Below are 16,136 nucleotides of genomic sequence, written 5' to 3' on the forward strand. Positions count from 1 at the left end.
ACGATCTTGGCGCGAACCCGCCACTCGGTCGAGTTGAGCGGGAGGGGCACCGCCAGCCGATCGGCTCGGCCGGAGATGCCCCTCACCTGACGGGTCACGGCTTGCCGGAAACCTTGATCTCGCCGCGTGCGATGGCCGCCTTGTAGGCGTCCACCGCGGGCATCAGGTCGGTGACCTTGCCGCCGGACGTGGCGTAGCCCACGCCGTCGATGGACAGGTCGAACTTCTTCGGCATCGAACCCAGGTCGTTGCGCGCGATCGTCGCGATGTAGTCGTACACCGCGAGGTCCACCCGCTTGAGCATGGAGCTGATGATCACGTCCTTGTACTCCGCGACCGTCGGCTGGTTGTACTGGTCGGAGTCGACCCCGATCGCCAGCGCGTTCGCGGACTTCACCGACGAGAAGACGCCCTTACCGGAGGCGCCCGCCGCGTGGTAGAGCACGTCGGCGCCCGCCTCCAGCTGGCCGGTCGCGACCTCGGAACCCTTGTTGGGGTCCTGGAAGCCGCTGAAGTCACCGGCCGGCGTCAGGTACTTGCGCTCGATCTTGATGTCGGGCGCGGCCGCCTTGGCACCCGCCACGTACCCGGCCTCGAACTTCTGGATCAGCGGGGTGTTGACCCCGCCGACGAAGCCGATGTGGCAGTTCTTCGACCTGTGCGCCGCGATCACGCCGACCAGGAACGAGCCCTGCTCCTCGGCGAACACCAGCGACGTTACGTTCGGGATCCCCTGCACGTCCTCATCGATGATCGCGAACTTGGTGCCCGGGAATTCCGGGGCGACGAGCTTGAGCGCGTCCGCGTAGGCGTAGCCGATCGCGATCACCGGGTTGTAGCCCTCGCGCGCCAGCTGCCGCAGCCGGGTCTGCTTGGCGTCCTCCGGCTCACCGGCCCCGGCGTCGAGCTCCTTGACGTCGGTGAAGCCCATCTGCGACTTCGCCCGGTCCAGCCCGGCGACCGAGGCGTCGTTGAACGAGGCATCGCCGCGCCCACCGATGTCGAAGGCGAGCCCCACCCGCATCGCGGGCGCCTGCGGCGCGGGCTGCTGCTCGGCGGCCGAAGTGGTCGGTGCGGCCCCGGCTGGAGGCGCGCTCAGCCGGCACCCCTGGCCCTGGGCATTGTTATTTCCCCCATCCCCGCTGTCCTTCGCACATCCCGCCAGCGCCAACGCACCGGTGAGCAGCACTGCGACCACTGCCGCGCCGTTGCGGCGCGGTCCTCCGGCACCCGAGCGCCTTCCCCGTATCGGCGTTCGCCGCATGCCGTTCCCCTTTCCTGTTGGTCCCGCCGCGGCCCATTCGCCTGCGGTTCCGGCTTGCCGGAAGCCCGCGGCCCGGACGAACTCCACACGAAGGTGTTGCCTCCTGGTGAATTGTTCTTCCAGGGCGCGGCGCACGCCATTCGGTGACGTGGCTCTCGAAATTAAGTCTTGACGCTGCTGCTTGAGCATTGCTCGCGTGTCACGAAATGATTTCTACATCGATCAACCGGGGCGGGACTCTTGTCTGGTCGATCACAGAGAGCGCAGGCGAGTAGGCCCGGGCGTTTAGTCGGGTCTAGCATCCCTTGCGTCAAGGCCCCAGTTCGTGGCCGGTGACGGGCGTGCACCCAATACCAATTGGGACCAACTGCAACTCGGGGCCGGTCGCCCCTTGTTCCCGAACGGGGCCGTCAGTCCACCAGCGAGGTTGGAGGCCTTCCACCATGGCCAGCACCACCGCCTCCGCGGCAGAGGCACCGCAGCGCGCCACCGCACCGCGCGCCAAGGGGAGCCTCTACCGCGGCGATCTGGGCATGTGGTCGTGGGTCGCCCACCGAATCACGGGCGTACTCACCTTCTTCTTCTTGTTCGTACACGTCCTGGACACCGCCCTGGTCCGGGTTTCGCCGAACGCCTACGACACGGTCATCGAAACCTACAAGCACCCGGTGATGATCCTGTTCGAGCTGGGGCTGCTGGCGGCTGTGCTGTTCCACGCCTTCAACGGCATCCGGGTCATGCTGGTCGACTTCTGGGCCAAGGGCACGAAGTACCAGAAGCCGATGCTGTGGACGGTCGTGGTGCTCTGGCTGGTGTTGATCATCCCGGCCGCGATCAGCCTGATCGGCCGCGCAGTCACGGAAGTTTTCGGGGGTTGAGCAAATGACCGTCACCGACGCACCGCTTTCCGTGGAGAAACCGCGCACCTCGTCGCGCCCCGCCGCGCGCCGCAACAACTTCGAGCTCTACAGCTGGTTGTTCATGCGGCTGTCCGGTGTGGTGCTGCTGTTCCTGGTGCTCGGGCATCTGCTGATCATGCTGTTCCTGGACGGCGGCGTCCACAAGATCAACTTCGCGTTCGTCGCGGGCCGCTGGGCCTCTCCGTTCTGGCAGTTCTGGGACCTCACCATGCTGTGGCTGGCGGGTCTGCATGGCGGTAACGGACTCCGCACCGTCATCAACGACTACTCCCGAAAAGACGGCACACGCTTCTGGCTGAAGATGCTGCTGTACGTCTCGGTCTTGCTGACCGTGGGTCTGGGCACCTTCGTGATCTTCACCTTCGACCCGAACATCGGCTAGCTCCGCAGACGACCACAGCGTGGCGAGATCGACGCCCCACCCGCGGGTCCCGCCACAGCCCGAGGAGGCGACCATGCAATTCCACAAGTACGACGTGGTCATCGTCGGCGCCGGCGGCGCCGGGATGCGCGCCGCGATCGAATCCGGGCAGCGCGCCCGCACTGCCGTGCTGACCAAGCTCTACCCCACCCGTTCGCACACCGGCGCCGCCCAGGGCGGCATGTGCGCGGCGTTGGCCAACGTCGAAGAGGACAACTGGGAGTGGCACACCTTCGACACCATCAAGGGCGGTGACTACCTGGTCGACCAGGACGCCGCCGAGATCATGGCGAAGGAAGCCATCGACGCGGTCCTGGACCTGGAGAAGATGGGGCTGCCGTTCAACCGGACCCCGGAAGGCAAGATCGACCAGCGCCGGTTCGGCGGCCACACCCGCGACCACGGCAAGGCCCCGGTCCGCCGCGCCTGCTACGCCGCGGACCGCACCGGCCACATGATCCTGCAGACGCTCTACCAGAACTGCGTCAAGCACGGCGTGGAGTTCTACAACGAGTTCTACGTCCTGGACATCATGCTCAGCGACGGCCCGGACGGCGAGCAGGTTTGCTCCGGTGCGATCGCCTACGAGCTTGCCACCGGCGAGATCCACGTCTTCCAGGCCAAGTCGGTCATCTTCGCCACCGGCGGCTTCGGCAAGGTCTTCAAGACCACCTCGAACGCACACACCCTCACCGGTGATGGCATGGGCATCATCTACCGCAAGGGCCTGCCGCTGGAGGACATGGAGTTCTACCAGTTCCACCCGACCGGCCTGGCCGGCCTGGGCATCCTGATCACCGAGGGCGTCCGCGGCGAGGGCGGCATCCTGCGCAACGCCGACGGCGAGCGGTTCATGGAGCGCTACGCCCCGACGATCAAGGACCTGGCCCCGCGCGACATCGTCGCCCGGTCGATGGCCCTGGAGGTGCTGGAAGGCCGCGGCGCGGGTCCGAACAAGGACTACGTGCTGCTGGACGTGACGCACCTCGGCGAGGACCTGCTAGAAGCGAAGCTCCCGGACATCATGGAGTTCTCCCGCACCTACCTGGGCGTGGAACCCACCAAGGAGCCGGTGCCGGTCTACCCGACCGCGCACTACGCGATGGGCGGCATCCCGACCAACATCGTCGGCGAGGTGCTGCGGGACAACGACAACACCATCCCCGGCCTGTACGCGGCCGGCGAGTGCGCCTGCGTCTCGGTGCACGGCTCGAACCGGCTGGGCACCAACTCGCTGCTGGACATCAACGTGTTCGGCCGCCGGTCGGGTATCGCCGCCGCCGAGTACGCGCTCAACCACGACCACGTGGAACTGCCGGAGGAGCCGACCAAGCTCGTGCAGGGCATGGTCGACCACCTGCGCACCGCGCACGGCGGCGAACGGGTCGCCACGATCCGCACCGAGCTGCAGCAGACCATGGACGCCAACGCCTCGGTGTACCGCACCGAGGAGACCCTCAAGACGGCGCTGTCGGACGTGCAGGCGCTCAAGGAGCGCTACGGCCGGATCTCCGTGCACGACAAGGGCAAGCGGTACAACTCCGACCTGCTGGAGGCCATCGAGCTGGGCTTCCTGCTCGACCTGGCCGAGGCGCTGGTCAACGCCGCGCTGGCCCGCAAGGAGTCTCGCGGCGGCCACGCCCGCGAGGACTACACCGCCCGGGACGACGTCAACTTCATGCGGCACAGCATGCAGTACAAGGTGTTGCCCGACCAGGAGGACCCGAACGCGCCGCTCGGGTTGACCGGTTTCCAGGCCGACATCCGCCTGGACTACAAGCCCGTCGTCGTCACCCGGTACCAGCCGATGGAGCGTAAGTACTGATGACCGCCGCTACCACGAACAACGACACGACCGATCTTCCGGGTGACGCCCCGCCGATCCCGGACGGCGCCACGATGGTCACCGTCAAGATCCTGCGGTACAACCCGGAGGTCGACGAGGACCTGCACTGGGAGTCCTACCGGGTCCCGGCGCTGCCGTCGGACCGCGTGCTGAACCTGCTGCACTACATCAAGTGGTACGTCGACGGCACGCTGACCTTCCGCCGGTCCTGCGCGCACGGCGTGTGCGGCTCCGACGCGATGCGCATCAACGGGGTCAACCGGCTGGCCTGCAAGGTGCTGATGAAGGACCTGCTGGCCAAGGGCGGCGAGACCACGCTGACCATCGAGCCGATCAAGGGCCTGCCGGTCGAGAAGGACCTGCTGGTCGACATGGAGCCGTTCTTCGAGGCCTACCGGTCGGTCAAGCCGTACCTGATGACCACCGGCAACGAGCCGACCAGGGAGCGCATTCAGTCGGTCGCCGAGCGGGCCCGGTTCGACGACACCACCAAGTGCATCCTGTGCGCGGCGTGCACCACGTCGTGCCCGGTGTACTGGTCGGACGGCAACTACTTCGGCCCGGCGGCGATCGTCAACGCGCACCGGTTCATCTTCGACAGCCGTGACGAGGGCGCCGAGGAGCGGCTCGACATCCTCAACGACGTCGACGGCGTGTGGCGGTGCCGCACGACCTTCAACTGCACGGATGCCTGCCCGCGAGGCATCCAGGTCACGAAGGCGATCCAAGAGGTCAAGCGAGCCCTGATGTTCCGCCGCCGCTGACCCGGTGAACACCGACGGCGCCCGCCTCCCCGGAGGTGGGCGCCGTTTGCCTTTGCCGTCCTGACAATGTGGATGCGCACGGTTACATCGAGTCAGTACGCTCTCGATCATGGCCGAGCCTGCATCGAGCACCAACTACACAGCGGCTGCGCAGCGGCACTACCGGGACGCGCAACTACTGCGGGAAGAGCAGCGCCTGCCCAATGCCGACCACTTAGCGGGCGTCGCTACCGAATGCGGAGGCGCTCTATGACGACGAAAAGTCCCCGACGGACATGGATGCGTTCAACTTCAGCCTGGAGGACGAAGACGCGCCACACGCGCCGCTGCCTATCCTTTTCCACGGCGGCTTGGTCGGACTGAATCACGTGGCTACGCCCGACTGGTACTCGTCTCACTTCGTCCGCAAGGCTTACGATCAATTCCTGACCGCTGCGGCCGAGCTAATCATCGAGGAGAACACGTGACGTCGCTGAATCCGCAGACGTACCGGGCTCTGCTCCAGGCAGCGTTGCGCACGCCGCCGACACGATCAAGCCGGATCCGCATTCGCTGTTCACTCCGCGCGGCCACCGATTGGCCTTGGACCCCGACGTGACGGTCGTCAAAGGCGGTCGCGGCGTCGGAAAGACGGTCTGGTTCCAGGCACTCCAGAACCCGGCTCTGCGCGCTGTCGCTGCCGATGAATATCAGCTTCCGATACTCACCAGGATCGAGGCACACACCGGGTTCGGTTCCGAGCGCAAGGCCAGCTACCCGAGCCCGCGGACTCTTGAGGACCTCCTGCGAACCTATTCCGCCCAGGACATCTGGTACACGGTAGTGCTCGCAGCGCTTGAGGTTCCTGAACTACAAACCGGGGAATGGTCCAACCGAATCGATTGGGTGCTGGCCAATCCAGAGGCTGCCGACAACGCGCTCATCAATGCCGACCGGGAAGCCGAAGCGAACGGCACCAGCTGTCGGAGCTCATCGCCGAGCTGATCGAACTGGGCGTGATGACGAACCGAAAGAACGGCAAGCTCGACCTTCCCGACATCTATCGGGTCGCGTTCGGTCTGGGTCGCAAGGGCGGTGTGCCGCGGATGCGGTCGTCTTGAACCTGCTCGCTAGCTTGCCGGCGGTCAGCGGCGGGCGGCCCGGTAGGCCCGCCAGCCGAGGACCCCGATGATCGTGCCCAAGACCAGGGAGACCACCGCGATCACCAGGTGGACGATCAGGTAGGACGTCGGCGAACCGCCCGCCCAGGAGCGGTCGCTGTTCCAGATGTTGCGCACGAAGTTCGGCCACAGCAGGTACGACCAGACGCCGAAGGCCAGCAGGAACAACGCAACGCGGCGGGAAATTGTCACGGCCCCCAGTATCCGCTGTAACCTGCTTCACCCACCTGTCCGGGGGCGGTCTGCGTCTCGGTGCTCACGGCGATTGGCTAGCCTGCTGCGTGTGCCTCTGAGTGCCCGCGGTCAGCTCCGCACGAAATCCGCGCTAAGCGCGGCCATTTGCACTCTCGCCGCTTCGCTAGTGCTGGCAGCCGGCGGCACGGCCGCGGCCCAACCGCCGGCAGCGTGCCCTAACGCCGTTCCGCCGCCTCCGGTGGACACCTCCGAGGTGCCCGCGCCGGGCTCGCCGGTCCCCGAGCCGGTGCCGGTCCCGGAGACGCCGGTCGGCGGGGACCGGATGGCGGAGTGCGGCGTGATCCTCGCGCCGGGCCTGCCGGAGCCGCCCCCCGAGGTCAGCGCCGAGAGCTGGGTGCTGGCAGACCTGGACAGCGGGGCCGTGCTGGCGGCGAAGGACCCGCACGCCAGGCACCGCCCGGCATCGACGATCAAGGTCCTCACCGCGCTAACCGCGATCCGCGAGCTGCGGATGGACGACACGATCATCGTCACCCAGGAGGACGCTAACCAGGAGGGCAGCCGGGTCGGGCTCAGCCCCGGCGTCACCTACACCGTGCAGCAGGTGCTGTACGGATTGATCATGCGGTCCGGCAACGACGCCGCGCACGCGCTCGCCATGAAGATGGGTGGGTTCGACGCCACGCTCGACAAGGTCAACGCGCTGGCCCGCGAGCTCGGCGCGCTGGACACCCGGGTCGCGACGCCGTCCGGGCTGGACGGTCCGGGCATGAGCACCTCGGCCTACGACCTGGCGGCCATCTTCCGGGCGGCGATGCACGAGCCGGCGTTCGCCTCGATCGCCGGCGTCCACAACACGCTGCTGCCGGGCAAGCCGGGCGGCCCGCCGCTGGAGGTCTGGTCCGACAACCAGGTACTGCTCAACTACCCCGGCGCCATCGGCGGCAAGACCGGGTTCACCGACGATGCGCGGCACACGTTCATCGGTGCCGCCGAGCGCGACGGACGCCGGCTGGTGGCGGTGCTGATGCGCGGCGAGAACCAACCGATCCGGCAGTCCCAGCAGACCATGCGCCTGCTGGACTACGGGTTCGGGCTCGACGCCAGCGCCCCGGTCGGCGAGCTGGTGACCAGGTCACCCCGCCCGTCACCGGTGGAGAATGCGGCGGGGGATTCGCCGGAGACCGGCCAGGCGCAGAGCTCGTCGATGTTCGGCACGGTCGGCTGGCCGTTGACGCTGATCGCGATCGCCGCCGTCGCGGTTGCGGGTGTCCTGGCGCTCCGACATCGCCGCGCGCGTCTGGCCGCCGCCGCGCGCCGCAGGCAGAACGGCGACCACCCCTAACAGAACCCGCTACCGGCGCGCCGCTGGCCGTGATCCAATTAGTTAACGGTCCGTGGTCGTTGCGATCCCGAGGCCGTCAAGGCGGATTCGAAGGAGGCGTGATCGCCGCCGTGATCGAGTCCGCCCAGGAATAGATCCGTGAGTGGTTTTGGGCGCCATGGCAACCAAAACCACTCACGGGCACTGGCTCGCAGCTCCCCCGACCGGATCCGGCCGACCCGGAAGGTGCGGGCCTCACCTAGTGTCCAGGCCATCGATCCGGCTGAGAAGGAGTGCTGCAATGGCGACGATCGTGCTGGTCCCCGGCTTCTGGCTCGGTGCATGGGCGTGGGAGGACGTGACGCTGGACCTGCGGGCGGCGGGCCACGACGTCCACCCGGTGACGATGCCCGGCCTCGCCGACCGGGCCGCCGAAGCCTCGCCGGAGGTCGGCGTCGAGACGCACGTAGCGGACCTGGTCCGGTTCATCGAGCAGAACGACCTCCGGGACGTCGTGCTGGTCGGGCACAGCGGCGCGAACGTGCCCGTCACCGGCGCCGCCGACCGCATCCCGGACCGGATCGCGCGCATCGTCTACGTCGACGCCGGGCCGATGCCGGGCGGCGTGTCCGTGCTGGACTTCAACCCGCCGGAGGTCCAGGAGGAGTGGCGCAAGAAGGTCGAGGCCCAAGGCGACGGCTGGCGCCTCCCGCTCCCCGAGTTCGGCCCGGAAGATCTCGCCGGGCTGTCCGACGAAATGCTGGCCCGCATGCGCGCCATGAGCACGCCGCAGCCGTTCGCCACCGCGACGCAGTCCCTGCAGCGGCCGGAGGGCATCCCGGGTACGCCGATCTCGGTGATCGCGTCAACCTCCACCCCGGAGCAGGTCCAGGCCCTCATCGACAGCGGCATCCCGCTCTTCGCGCCGATGGCCGGGGCTGAGGTGCACCACCTGCCGACCGGCCACTGGCCGATGTTCTCCCGCCCGGCCGACCTCGCGGCAATGCTCTCCCGCATCGCCGGATGACCATCCGCAATTTCAACACGCCGGAGGTTGTGGATAACTTCCGCAATTTCAATGGAAATCGGAGGTCCGATTTCCATTGAAATTGCGGCGGAACGCAGGGGTCAGCGCTTGCGGCGCAAGGCCCAGCCCGCGATGGCGCCGAGTCCCACCAGGCCCACCAGACGCGCCGTGGCCCGCACGCCCACCCGGTCCCGCACCTGGACCACCGGCCGGATGATCGCCGGGCCCGGCGGCCGTGGAGGCGCGACTTCCAGGTTCTCCCGGGCCGATGCAGTCCAAGCCGTGACGAACAGGATGAACCGCGAGGTCAGGTTGGCGAACACCAGCAGACCGAGGATCGGGCCGAACGCCACGCCCGCCGGCGAGCTGGTCACGCTGTTCAGATAGACCACCCCGACCTGCTTGAGGACCTCGAACCCGATCGCGGCGAACAGCGCGCCCCACACCGCGCTGTGCAACGTGACCGGCTTGCGCGGCAGCCGCGCCAGCACCCACAGGAACACCAGCCAGCTCGCCAAGAGCGACAGCAGTATCGACAGCACCCGTAGCACGAACGCCGCGGCCGGATTGTCCTCGATCCCGAGCAGCTCGAACAGCCACCGCCCGACCCCGCCGCCGAGCGCGCTGATGCCCAGCGAGACGGCCACCGCCGCGCCGAGCCCGATCAGCGACCCCAGGTCGGCGGCCATCCGCCGGACCATCGACTGCTTCGCCGGCTCCTGCGTCCACTGCGCGGTCAGCGCCTCCCGCAGGTTCGTCATCCAACCGAGCCCCGAGTACAGCGCGGCGAGCAGGCCGATCAAACCGACCGTCCCGGCCTGGCTGATCGCCTGCTGGACGACGCGGTTGAGCATGTCGCTCATCGCCGGGCTGGGCACTGCGGAGGCGATCGACGTCTGCAGCCGCCCCAGCAGGTCCGGGTTCCCGCTCAGCACGAAACCGGCCACGGCGAAGGCGATCATCAGCAGCGGCACCAGCGCGAGCACGCTGAAGTAGGTGATCGCGGCGGCGTAGTAGTCGCCGTACTGGCCCTGGTAGCGCTCGAAGGCCCGGATGAGCCGGTCCAACCACGCGTGGCGGCGGCGCAGCAGCGCCAATCGGCCCGGCTTCGTGTCCTGCTCCTGACCGGCCACGGTGCACCTCCCGCCGCAACGGCTTCCCCCGAACGGTGGCAGGCTACCCGCAGTTGATCAGTTCAGCCCATCGGCGGAAGAAATCCCATCCGGTCGAAGACGGTCCGCAAGGTTTCCGCCGAGACCGCCCGCGCCCGCTCCGCGCCCCGGTGCAGGACCTTGTCCAGTTCGGCCGGGTCGTCGAGGTAGCTGCGGACCTTCTCCTGGAACGGCGTGACGAACTCGACCACGACCTCGCCGAGCTCCTTCTTCAGGTCGCCGTAGCCCTTGCCCTCGTAGGCGGCCTCCAGGTCGGCGATGCTGCGGCCGGTCAGCGCCGAGTAGATCACCAGCAGGTTGCTGATGCCCGGCTTGTTCTCTACGTCGTAGCGGATCTCCCGCTCCAGGTCGGTGACCGCGGAGCGAATCTTCTTGGCCGAGCGCTTCGGCGCCTCCAGCAGCTCGACGACCCCGGCGGGCACCGACTTGCTCATCTTCGAAGTCGGGTCCTGCAGGTCGTAGATCTTGGCGGTTTCCTTGGGGATGTGCGCCGCGGGCACCGTGAAGGTATGGCCGTAGCGGGAGTTGAACCGCTGCGCCAGGTTGCGGGTGAGCTCCAGGTGCTGGCGCTGGTCCTCGCCGACGGGGACCGCGTCGGCCTGGTAGAGCAGGATGTCCGCGGCCTGCAGCACCGGGTAGGTGAACAGCCCGACGCTGACGTGGTCGGCTTCCTGGCGGGCGGACTTGTCCTTGAACTGGGTCATCCGACCGGCCTCGCCGAACCCGGTCAGGCATTCCAGGACCCAGCTGAGCTGGGCGTGTTCCGGGACGTGGCTCTGCACGAACAGCGTCGAGCGGTCGGGGTCGATGCCGATCGCGAGCAGTTGGGCGGCGGAGAGCCGGGTACGCTGGCGCAGCAGTTCCGGGTCCTGCGCGACGGTGATGGCGTGCAGGTCGACGACGCAGTAGAAGGCGTCGTGGTCGTCTTGCATGGTGACCCATTCCCGCAGGGCGCCCAGGTAGTTGCCGAGGTGGAACGAGTCGGCGGTGGGCTGGATGCCGGACAGCACGCGCGGCCGCGCCGCGGGCTGGTCGCTGGTCTGGGGTGCGGGGCTGTCGCTGCTCACGTGGTGATTCTCGCAAGTCCCGCCGGAGCTGTGGGATCGACCTCTCCGGTTATACCTGGGTCAGGTCTTGCGCTGGTTCTCTGGCTGGATCTTCTTCTTCCGGAACATGCCCGCGACCATGCCGACCACTCCGAGGGCGACCGCGGTGAGTCCGACCGGAGCGCTCAGCGATTCCAGGGGGTTGGCCGCGAGGACGGGAGAGCCGGCGGCAGCGGCGCCGCCGGCGGTCGCCAGGAGCACTGCGGCGAGCGCGGCGCCAAGCACGGACGCCCGCGTGACCACGCGGGATATTCGGCTACCCACGGGCGTGCCTCCCTACGAAAGTTGACCCGTTCAGGTCACCTAATCGTCCGAGTTCGGTGGCGGAACGTACCGACCACCGGTTACCGGCGTGGTCGCTTTGCGTAAACCGGCCACGACGCAATGATCATATTTTCCAATCCTGAACGACTTTCGCCGGGCCTCCAGACCAATAAACGAGCAGGCCAGCAGCCAGAATCGCCCGAATACCGATCCCAACCGCGGCCAATTCAGTGATCCACATCACATCAAATCGGGTTAGGCTGGGCTGATCCCCAGCTGCACCCGGCCAATTCGCTCGTAAGTGGTACTGCGCTGCCGGGCGGAACGACCCGCCCGAGCGGCCAGCTCGTGCAGCTCCTCGACGGTCCGCTCCGAGCCGTGCTCGGAGCCGGCCATCCGGCTGATGGTCTCCTCCATCAACGTCCCGCCGACGTCGTTGGCGCCGCCGCCCAGCACCTCCGAGGTGCCCTCGTCGCCGAGCTTCACCCACGAGCACTGGACGTTGTCGATCCGGCCGTGCAACAAGATGCGCGCCATCGCGTGCACCGCGCGGTTGTCCCGGCGGGTCGGGCCCGGGCGCGCGAGCCCGGCGAGGTAGATCGGCGCGTTGCGGTGCACGAACGGCAGCGGGACGAACTCGGTGAACCCGGCGCTGCCGTGCTCAGCCGCGGCGTCCTGCACACCGGCCAGGGTGCGGAAGTGGCCGAGCCAGTGCTCCGGGGTGTCGACGTGGCCGTACATCATGGTCGACGAGGACGGGATGCCGAGCCGGTGCGCGGTGCTGACGACCTCGATCCACTCGGCGGCGGGGAGCTTGCCCTTGGTCAGCACCCAGCGCACCTCGTCGTCGAGGATCTCCGCCGCGGTGCCGGGAATACTGCCCAGGCCGGCCCCCTTAAGCTCAGCCAGCCAGTCGGCGATGCTCGCCCCGGCCTTGGCCGCGGCGCTGACGATCTCCATCGGGCTGAACGCGTGGACGTGCATCTCGGGCACCCGCTGCTTGATCGCGCGCACGAGCTCGGCGTAGCCGGACACCGGCAGCCGCGGGTCGATGCCGCCCTGCATGCAGATCTCGGTGGCCCCGGCACGCCACGCCTCGTCGGCGCGATCGGCGACCTCCTCCGGCGAGAGCCGGTAGGCGTCGGCGTCGCGCTCCCGCTGCGCGAAGGCGCAGAAGCGGCACCCCACGTAGCAGATGTTGGAGAAGTTGATGTTGCGGTTGACCACGTAGGTGATGTCGTCACCCACCACGTCCCGGCGCAGGCCGTCGGCGATCCCGGCGAGCGCGTCCATCGCGGCTCCATCGCAGGTCATCAAGGCCATGGCGGCGGCGGTGCGGCTCTCGTCGAGCAGCGCGGCCGGGTCGGTCTCGGCCAGCCGCAGCCCGTCCCGCGCATCGGCGTCGAGCCGCTCCGGGGCCGCGTCGGCGGGCAGCTGGCGACGCAGCTCGTCCCAGTCGCCGTAGACCGTGTCGAAGTCGCCGCGGCGATCCCCCGTGCGGCCCGTCGTGTCGATGCTGCGGTGCAGGTCGGTGCGGCCGATGGACTCGAACCCGCCGTCCGGCTCCTGCCATTCGCGCCCGACCGGTGCGGCGTCGGCGTCGGCGAAACCGTCCGAACCGGACAGTGCCGCGACGTGGCCGGTCACCCGCAGGTCCAGCCACTGGGTGCTGTCCCCGGCCAGCCCGGCGCGCACGTAGCGCGGGTAGGCGGTCAGGCGTTCCCGCAGCTCGAAGCCGCCTTCGCGGGTCTTCGCGGCGAGCTCGTCGATGTGCGGCCACGGCCGTTCTGGGTTGACGTGGTCCGGGGTCACTGGGGAAACCCCGCCCCAGTCGTCGATCCCGGCGCGCAGCATCAGCAGCTGCTCGTCGCCGATGAGGTTCGGCGGCGCCTGCACGCTCACCCCGGAGGGCATCAGCAGCCGCGCGACCGCGATCGTGGCGGCCAGGTCGTGCAGGTCGGCGTCGGGCATGCCGCGCATCGCGGTGTCTGGTTTCGCACGGAAGTTCTGCACGATGATTTCCTGGATGTGCCCGTACTGGCGGGCGGCGCTGCGCAGCGCGAGCAGCGACTCGGCGCGCTCGGCGCGGGTTTCGCCGATTCCGATGAGGATTCCGCTGGTGAACGGCACCGCGACACGTCCGGCGTCGGCCAGCACTCGAAGCCGGACGGCGGGTTCCTTGTCCGGGCTGCCGAAGTGCGGCCCGCCCTTCTCCCGCCAAAGCCGCTCGGCGGTGGTCTCCAGCATCATGCCCATGCTCGCCGCGACCGGCTTGAGCCTGGTCAGCTCCGACCAGCTGAGCACGCCGGGGTTCAGGTGCGGCAGCAGGCCGGTTTCCTCCAGCACCGCGATGGCGCAGGACCGCACGTAGTCCACTGTGGAGGAATAGCCGCGCGCCTCCAGCCACTCCCGGGCGGCGGGCCAGCGCTCTTCGGGCCGGTCTCCGAGGGTGAACAAAGCTTCCTTGCAGCCCGCCGCCGCACCCTGCCGGGCGATCTCCAGTACCTCGTCGCGTTCCAGGTAGGCGGATTTCACCCGGTGCGGCACGGTGGCGAAAGTGCAGTAGTGACAGCGATCCCGGCACAGCCGGGTCAACGGGATGAACACGTTCCGGCTGTAGGTGACCACACCTTCGTGGCCCTCGGCGACCAGGTGCGCGTCCCGCGCGCGACCGGCCGCGGCCAGCAGTTTTTCCAGGTCTTCGCCGCGGGCGTGCAGCAGGACCGCGGCTTCGGCGGCATTCAGCGAAACACCATCGGTGGCGCGGCGGAGCGCGCGGCGCATCGCCGATTCGCTCGGGGTGGGCTCCGGCGGGGAAACTTTCAGATCTGCAACCGACACCTGCCGACTCTAAGTCGCCGAGCGCCTGCCGCCCAACCGCCGCAGAGACGTGCCGGACGCCTCACTATCGGCTATTGAATTACTCCGTTCTGTCCTACCCACGATCACCGAAGCAGGCGCAAGATCCGACGAAAACCACTGGGTGAATCGCACTATGTCTCCATAGGAGGGACACGTGTCACGCTCTAGAAGGAATGGTCGAGTCGCGCGTATGGCCGGCTCGGCACTCGCGTTGGCGCTGTTGGTACCCGCAGGCATCGTCAGCGCGGCCGATCCAGCGCCCGCGGCCGCCGCCGCACCGGTGCACTTCGTCGTGCTCGGCCCGACCGGCGACGGCCTGCAGCAGACAGCGGAATCGGTGCGCGCGGTCGGCGGAACCGTCGTGCAGAGCTGGCCGCAGATCGGCGTGATCGTCGCGACCTCGACGGATCCCGGATTCGCCGCCGCGGTGCGCACCCAGCCCGCCGTCGAGCAGGCCGGTGCCAGCCGCAACCTCGCCGAGCAGCTCCCGCCCGCGCAGTCGCTGCGGCTGGAGGCGCTGGAGGGCAAGGCCGGTCCTGCCGCGTTCTCGGCCAACGCGAACGCGGAGCCGCTGGAGCCCGAGCAGTGGGACATGCGGCAGATCAAGGCCGACCAGGCGAGCGCGATCTCCCAGGGCAGCAAGGACATCACGGTCGGCGTGCTGGACTACGGCATCGACCCGACGCACCCGGACCTGAAGCCGAACCTGGACGTCTCCAAGTCGGTGAGCTGCGTGAACGAGGGTGTGCCGGACACCCGGCAGGAGGCCTGGCAGCCGCAGGACCCGACGCAGAACCACGGCACCCACACCGCGGGCACCATCGCCGCCGCGCGCAACGGCGTCGGCATCTCCGGTATCGCGCCGAACGTCACGCTGGCCTCGGTGCGGGTCATCGACGACGGCGGCTTCATCTACCCCGAGTACGCGGTCTGCGGATTCATCTGGGCGGCCGAGCACGGCTTCGACGTCACCAACAACTCCTACTTCGTCGACCCCTGGTACCTGTGGTGCGACAGCGACCCGGACCAGCGGGCCGGTGCCGAGGCGGTGCGCCGCGCGGCCGCGTACGCGCAGGGCAAGGACGTCGTGAACGTGGTGTCGGCGGGCAACAGCAACTGGGACCTGTCCAAGCCGATCCGCGACACCGACAGCCCGAACAACGGCGGACCGACGCAGGACCGCAAGACCGGGCACGAGTGCCACGTCCTGCCAGGCGAGCTGCCGGGTATGGTCGCGGTGTCCGCAGTGGGCTCGGACGCCGTGAAATCTTACTACTCCAACTACGGCCTGGGTTCGATCACGGTGACCGCGCCCGGTGGTGACAAGAACCAGATCCCGCAGACGCCGTCGCAGAACGGTCGGGTGCTGTCCACGGTGCCCGGCGGCGGCTGGGGCTGGATGCAGGGCACCTCGATGGCCGGGCCGCACGCCGCGGGCGTGGTCGCGCTGCTGCGCAGCACGCACCAGGACTGGAACGCCCAGCAGGTGGTCGGCGCGCTGACCAACCAGGCTGACGCCCTGGCATGCCCGACGAGCTACGACCCGGACGGCGACGGCAAGCCGGACGCGGTCTGCTCCGGCGGCAAGAGCGGCCCCGGCTTCTACGGCGCGGGCCTCATCGACGCCCTCGACGCCGTCCAGAAGTGACCTCTCCCACTAACGGGTGATAACCGAAGGGCACCTTCGGCCGGCTTTACCGGCTTTGCCGGTCGAAGGTGCCCTTCATACCGTCCAATTCGCACGATCTGGGGTTGCTTGGGCGAGTTGACGGCAGGACGCTGACGATCCGGAGGGTTGTCGGGTGGGAGTG

General features: G+C 68.5%; 15 protein-coding genes. 9 read left to right on the forward strand and 6 right to left on the reverse strand.

All coding sequences use genetic code 11. From position 1 onward, the window contains the following. Positions 1-94: 94 nt before the first annotated feature. Positions 95-1,264, reverse strand: coding sequence for a BMP family lipoprotein (locus ACRXBZ_RS15245; RefSeq protein ID WP_433879687.1), 1,170 nt, complete (start codon positions 1,262-1,264; stop codon positions 95-97). A 443-nt stretch (positions 1,265-1,707) separates the two neighbouring features. Here ACRXBZ_RS15245 and sdhC point away from each other — a divergent pair, with 443 nt between their 5' ends. The 6 genes from sdhC (at position 1,708) to ACRXBZ_RS15275 (ending at position 6,199) form a co-directional block, all read left to right on the forward strand. Next, positions 1,708-2,142, forward strand: coding sequence for a succinate dehydrogenase, cytochrome b556 subunit (gene sdhC / locus ACRXBZ_RS15250; protein ID WP_168585357.1), 435 nt, complete (start codon positions 1,708-1,710; stop codon positions 2,140-2,142). Between the two features lie 4 nt (positions 2,143-2,146). After that, complete coding sequence (locus ACRXBZ_RS15255) at positions 2,147-2,566, forward strand: succinate dehydrogenase hydrophobic membrane anchor subunit (RefSeq protein WP_168585358.1); 420 nt, start codon at positions 2,147-2,149, stop codon at positions 2,564-2,566. A gap of 73 nt (positions 2,567-2,639) precedes the next feature. Beyond that, a complete protein-coding gene (gene sdhA / locus ACRXBZ_RS15260) occupies positions 2,640-4,430 on the forward strand; it encodes a succinate dehydrogenase flavoprotein subunit (protein WP_433879688.1) in 1,791 nt (596 codons plus the stop codon). Next, positions 4,430-5,215: a succinate dehydrogenase iron-sulfur subunit gene (locus tag ACRXBZ_RS15265; protein WP_168585360.1), complete on the forward strand. Its 786-nt coding sequence runs from the start codon at positions 4,430-4,432 to the stop codon at positions 5,213-5,215. The genes sdhA and ACRXBZ_RS15265 overlap by 1 nt, the downstream gene beginning before the upstream one ends. A gap of 275 nt (positions 5,216-5,490) precedes the next feature. Then, entirely contained in the window at positions 5,491-5,682 is a 192-nt protein-coding gene (locus ACRXBZ_RS15270) for a hypothetical protein (protein ID WP_433879689.1), read from the forward strand. 127 nt (positions 5,683-5,809) lie between these two features. Then, positions 5,810-6,199, forward strand: coding sequence for a hypothetical protein (locus ACRXBZ_RS15275; protein WP_433879690.1), 390 nt, complete (start codon positions 5,810-5,812; stop codon positions 6,197-6,199). 140 nt (positions 6,200-6,339) lie between these two features. Here the strand turns inward: ACRXBZ_RS15275 and ACRXBZ_RS15280 are convergent, their stop codons facing one another. Beyond that, positions 6,340-6,567 (reverse strand): SCO4848 family membrane protein, encoded by a 228-nt coding sequence (locus ACRXBZ_RS15280; RefSeq protein WP_029536182.1) that lies wholly within the window; start codon positions 6,565-6,567, stop codon positions 6,340-6,342. Between the two features lie 241 nt (positions 6,568-6,808). Between ACRXBZ_RS15280 and ACRXBZ_RS15285 the strand changes: the two genes are divergently transcribed. Further along, on the forward strand, positions 6,809-7,915 hold the full coding sequence (locus ACRXBZ_RS15285; RefSeq protein ID WP_433879691.1) for a D-alanyl-D-alanine carboxypeptidase family protein: 1,107 nt from the start codon (positions 6,809-6,811) through the stop codon (positions 7,913-7,915). Positions 7,916-8,195: 280 nt separating this feature from the next. Continuing rightward, the gene (locus ACRXBZ_RS15290; RefSeq protein ID WP_168585362.1) at positions 8,196-8,921 is read left to right on the forward strand and encodes an alpha/beta fold hydrolase; all 726 of its coding nucleotides are present in this window, start codon (positions 8,196-8,198) and stop codon (positions 8,919-8,921) included. 101 nt (positions 8,922-9,022) lie between these two features. Here ACRXBZ_RS15290 and yhjD read toward each other — a convergent pair whose 3' ends face one another. The 4 genes from yhjD to ACRXBZ_RS15310 all read right to left on the reverse strand — a co-directional run bounded on the left by yhjD (position 9,023) and on the right by ACRXBZ_RS15310 (position 14,247). Then, positions 9,023-10,054: an inner membrane protein YhjD gene (yhjD, locus tag ACRXBZ_RS15295; protein WP_433879692.1), complete on the reverse strand. Its 1,032-nt coding sequence runs from the start codon at positions 10,052-10,054 to the stop codon at positions 9,023-9,025. A gap of 62 nt (positions 10,055-10,116) precedes the next feature. After that, a complete protein-coding gene (trpS, locus tag ACRXBZ_RS15300; protein ID WP_433879693.1) occupies positions 10,117-11,160 on the reverse strand; it encodes a tryptophan--tRNA ligase in 1,044 nt (347 codons plus the stop codon). 60 nt (positions 11,161-11,220) lie between these two features. Then, on the reverse strand, positions 11,221-11,463 hold the full coding sequence (locus tag ACRXBZ_RS15305; protein ID WP_433879694.1) for a hypothetical protein: 243 nt from the start codon (positions 11,461-11,463) through the stop codon (positions 11,221-11,223). Between the two features lie 255 nt (positions 11,464-11,718). Then, entirely contained in the window at positions 11,719-14,247 is a 2,529-nt protein-coding gene (locus ACRXBZ_RS15310) for a bifunctional FO biosynthesis protein CofGH (RefSeq protein WP_433879695.1), read from the reverse strand. 232 nt (positions 14,248-14,479) lie between these two features. On the opposite strand from ACRXBZ_RS15310, the gene ACRXBZ_RS15315 reads away from it, so the two are divergent. Next, positions 14,480-15,973, forward strand: a complete 1,494-nt coding sequence (locus ACRXBZ_RS15315) for a S8 family peptidase (protein ID WP_433879696.1) — start codon at positions 14,480-14,482, stop codon at positions 15,971-15,973. The last annotated feature ends 163 nt before the right edge of the window (positions 15,974-16,136 follow it).

Source organism: Saccharopolyspora hattusasensis (assembly GCF_050972075.1).
GTDB lineage: Bacteria > Actinomycetota > Actinomycetes > Mycobacteriales > Pseudonocardiaceae > Saccharopolyspora > Saccharopolyspora hattusasensis.

Coding starts and splice junctions, on each gene's coding strand:
- ACRXBZ_RS15265 (WP_168585360.1), top strand. CDS start 4,430: ATGACCGCCGCTACCACGAACAACGACACGACCGATCTTCCGGGTGAC.
- sdhA (WP_433879688.1), top strand. CDS start 2,640: ATGCAATTCCACAAGTACGACGTGGTCATCGTCGGCGCCGGCGGCGCC.
- ACRXBZ_RS15290 (WP_168585362.1), top strand. CDS start 8,196: ATGGCGACGATCGTGCTGGTCCCCGGCTTCTGGCTCGGTGCATGGGCG.
- ACRXBZ_RS15255 (WP_168585358.1), top strand. CDS start 2,147: ATGACCGTCACCGACGCACCGCTTTCCGTGGAGAAACCGCGCACCTCG.
- ACRXBZ_RS15245 (WP_433879687.1), bottom strand. CDS start 1,264: ATGCGGCGAACGCCGATACGGGGAAGGCGCTCGGGTGCCGGAGGACCG.
- ACRXBZ_RS15310 (WP_433879695.1), bottom strand. CDS start 14,247: ATGCGCCGCGCGCTCCGCCGCGCCACCGATGGTGTTTCGCTGAATGCC.
- sdhC (WP_168585357.1), top strand. CDS start 1,708: ATGGCCAGCACCACCGCCTCCGCGGCAGAGGCACCGCAGCGCGCCACC.
- ACRXBZ_RS15270 (WP_433879689.1), top strand. CDS start 5,491: ATGGATGCGTTCAACTTCAGCCTGGAGGACGAAGACGCGCCACACGCG.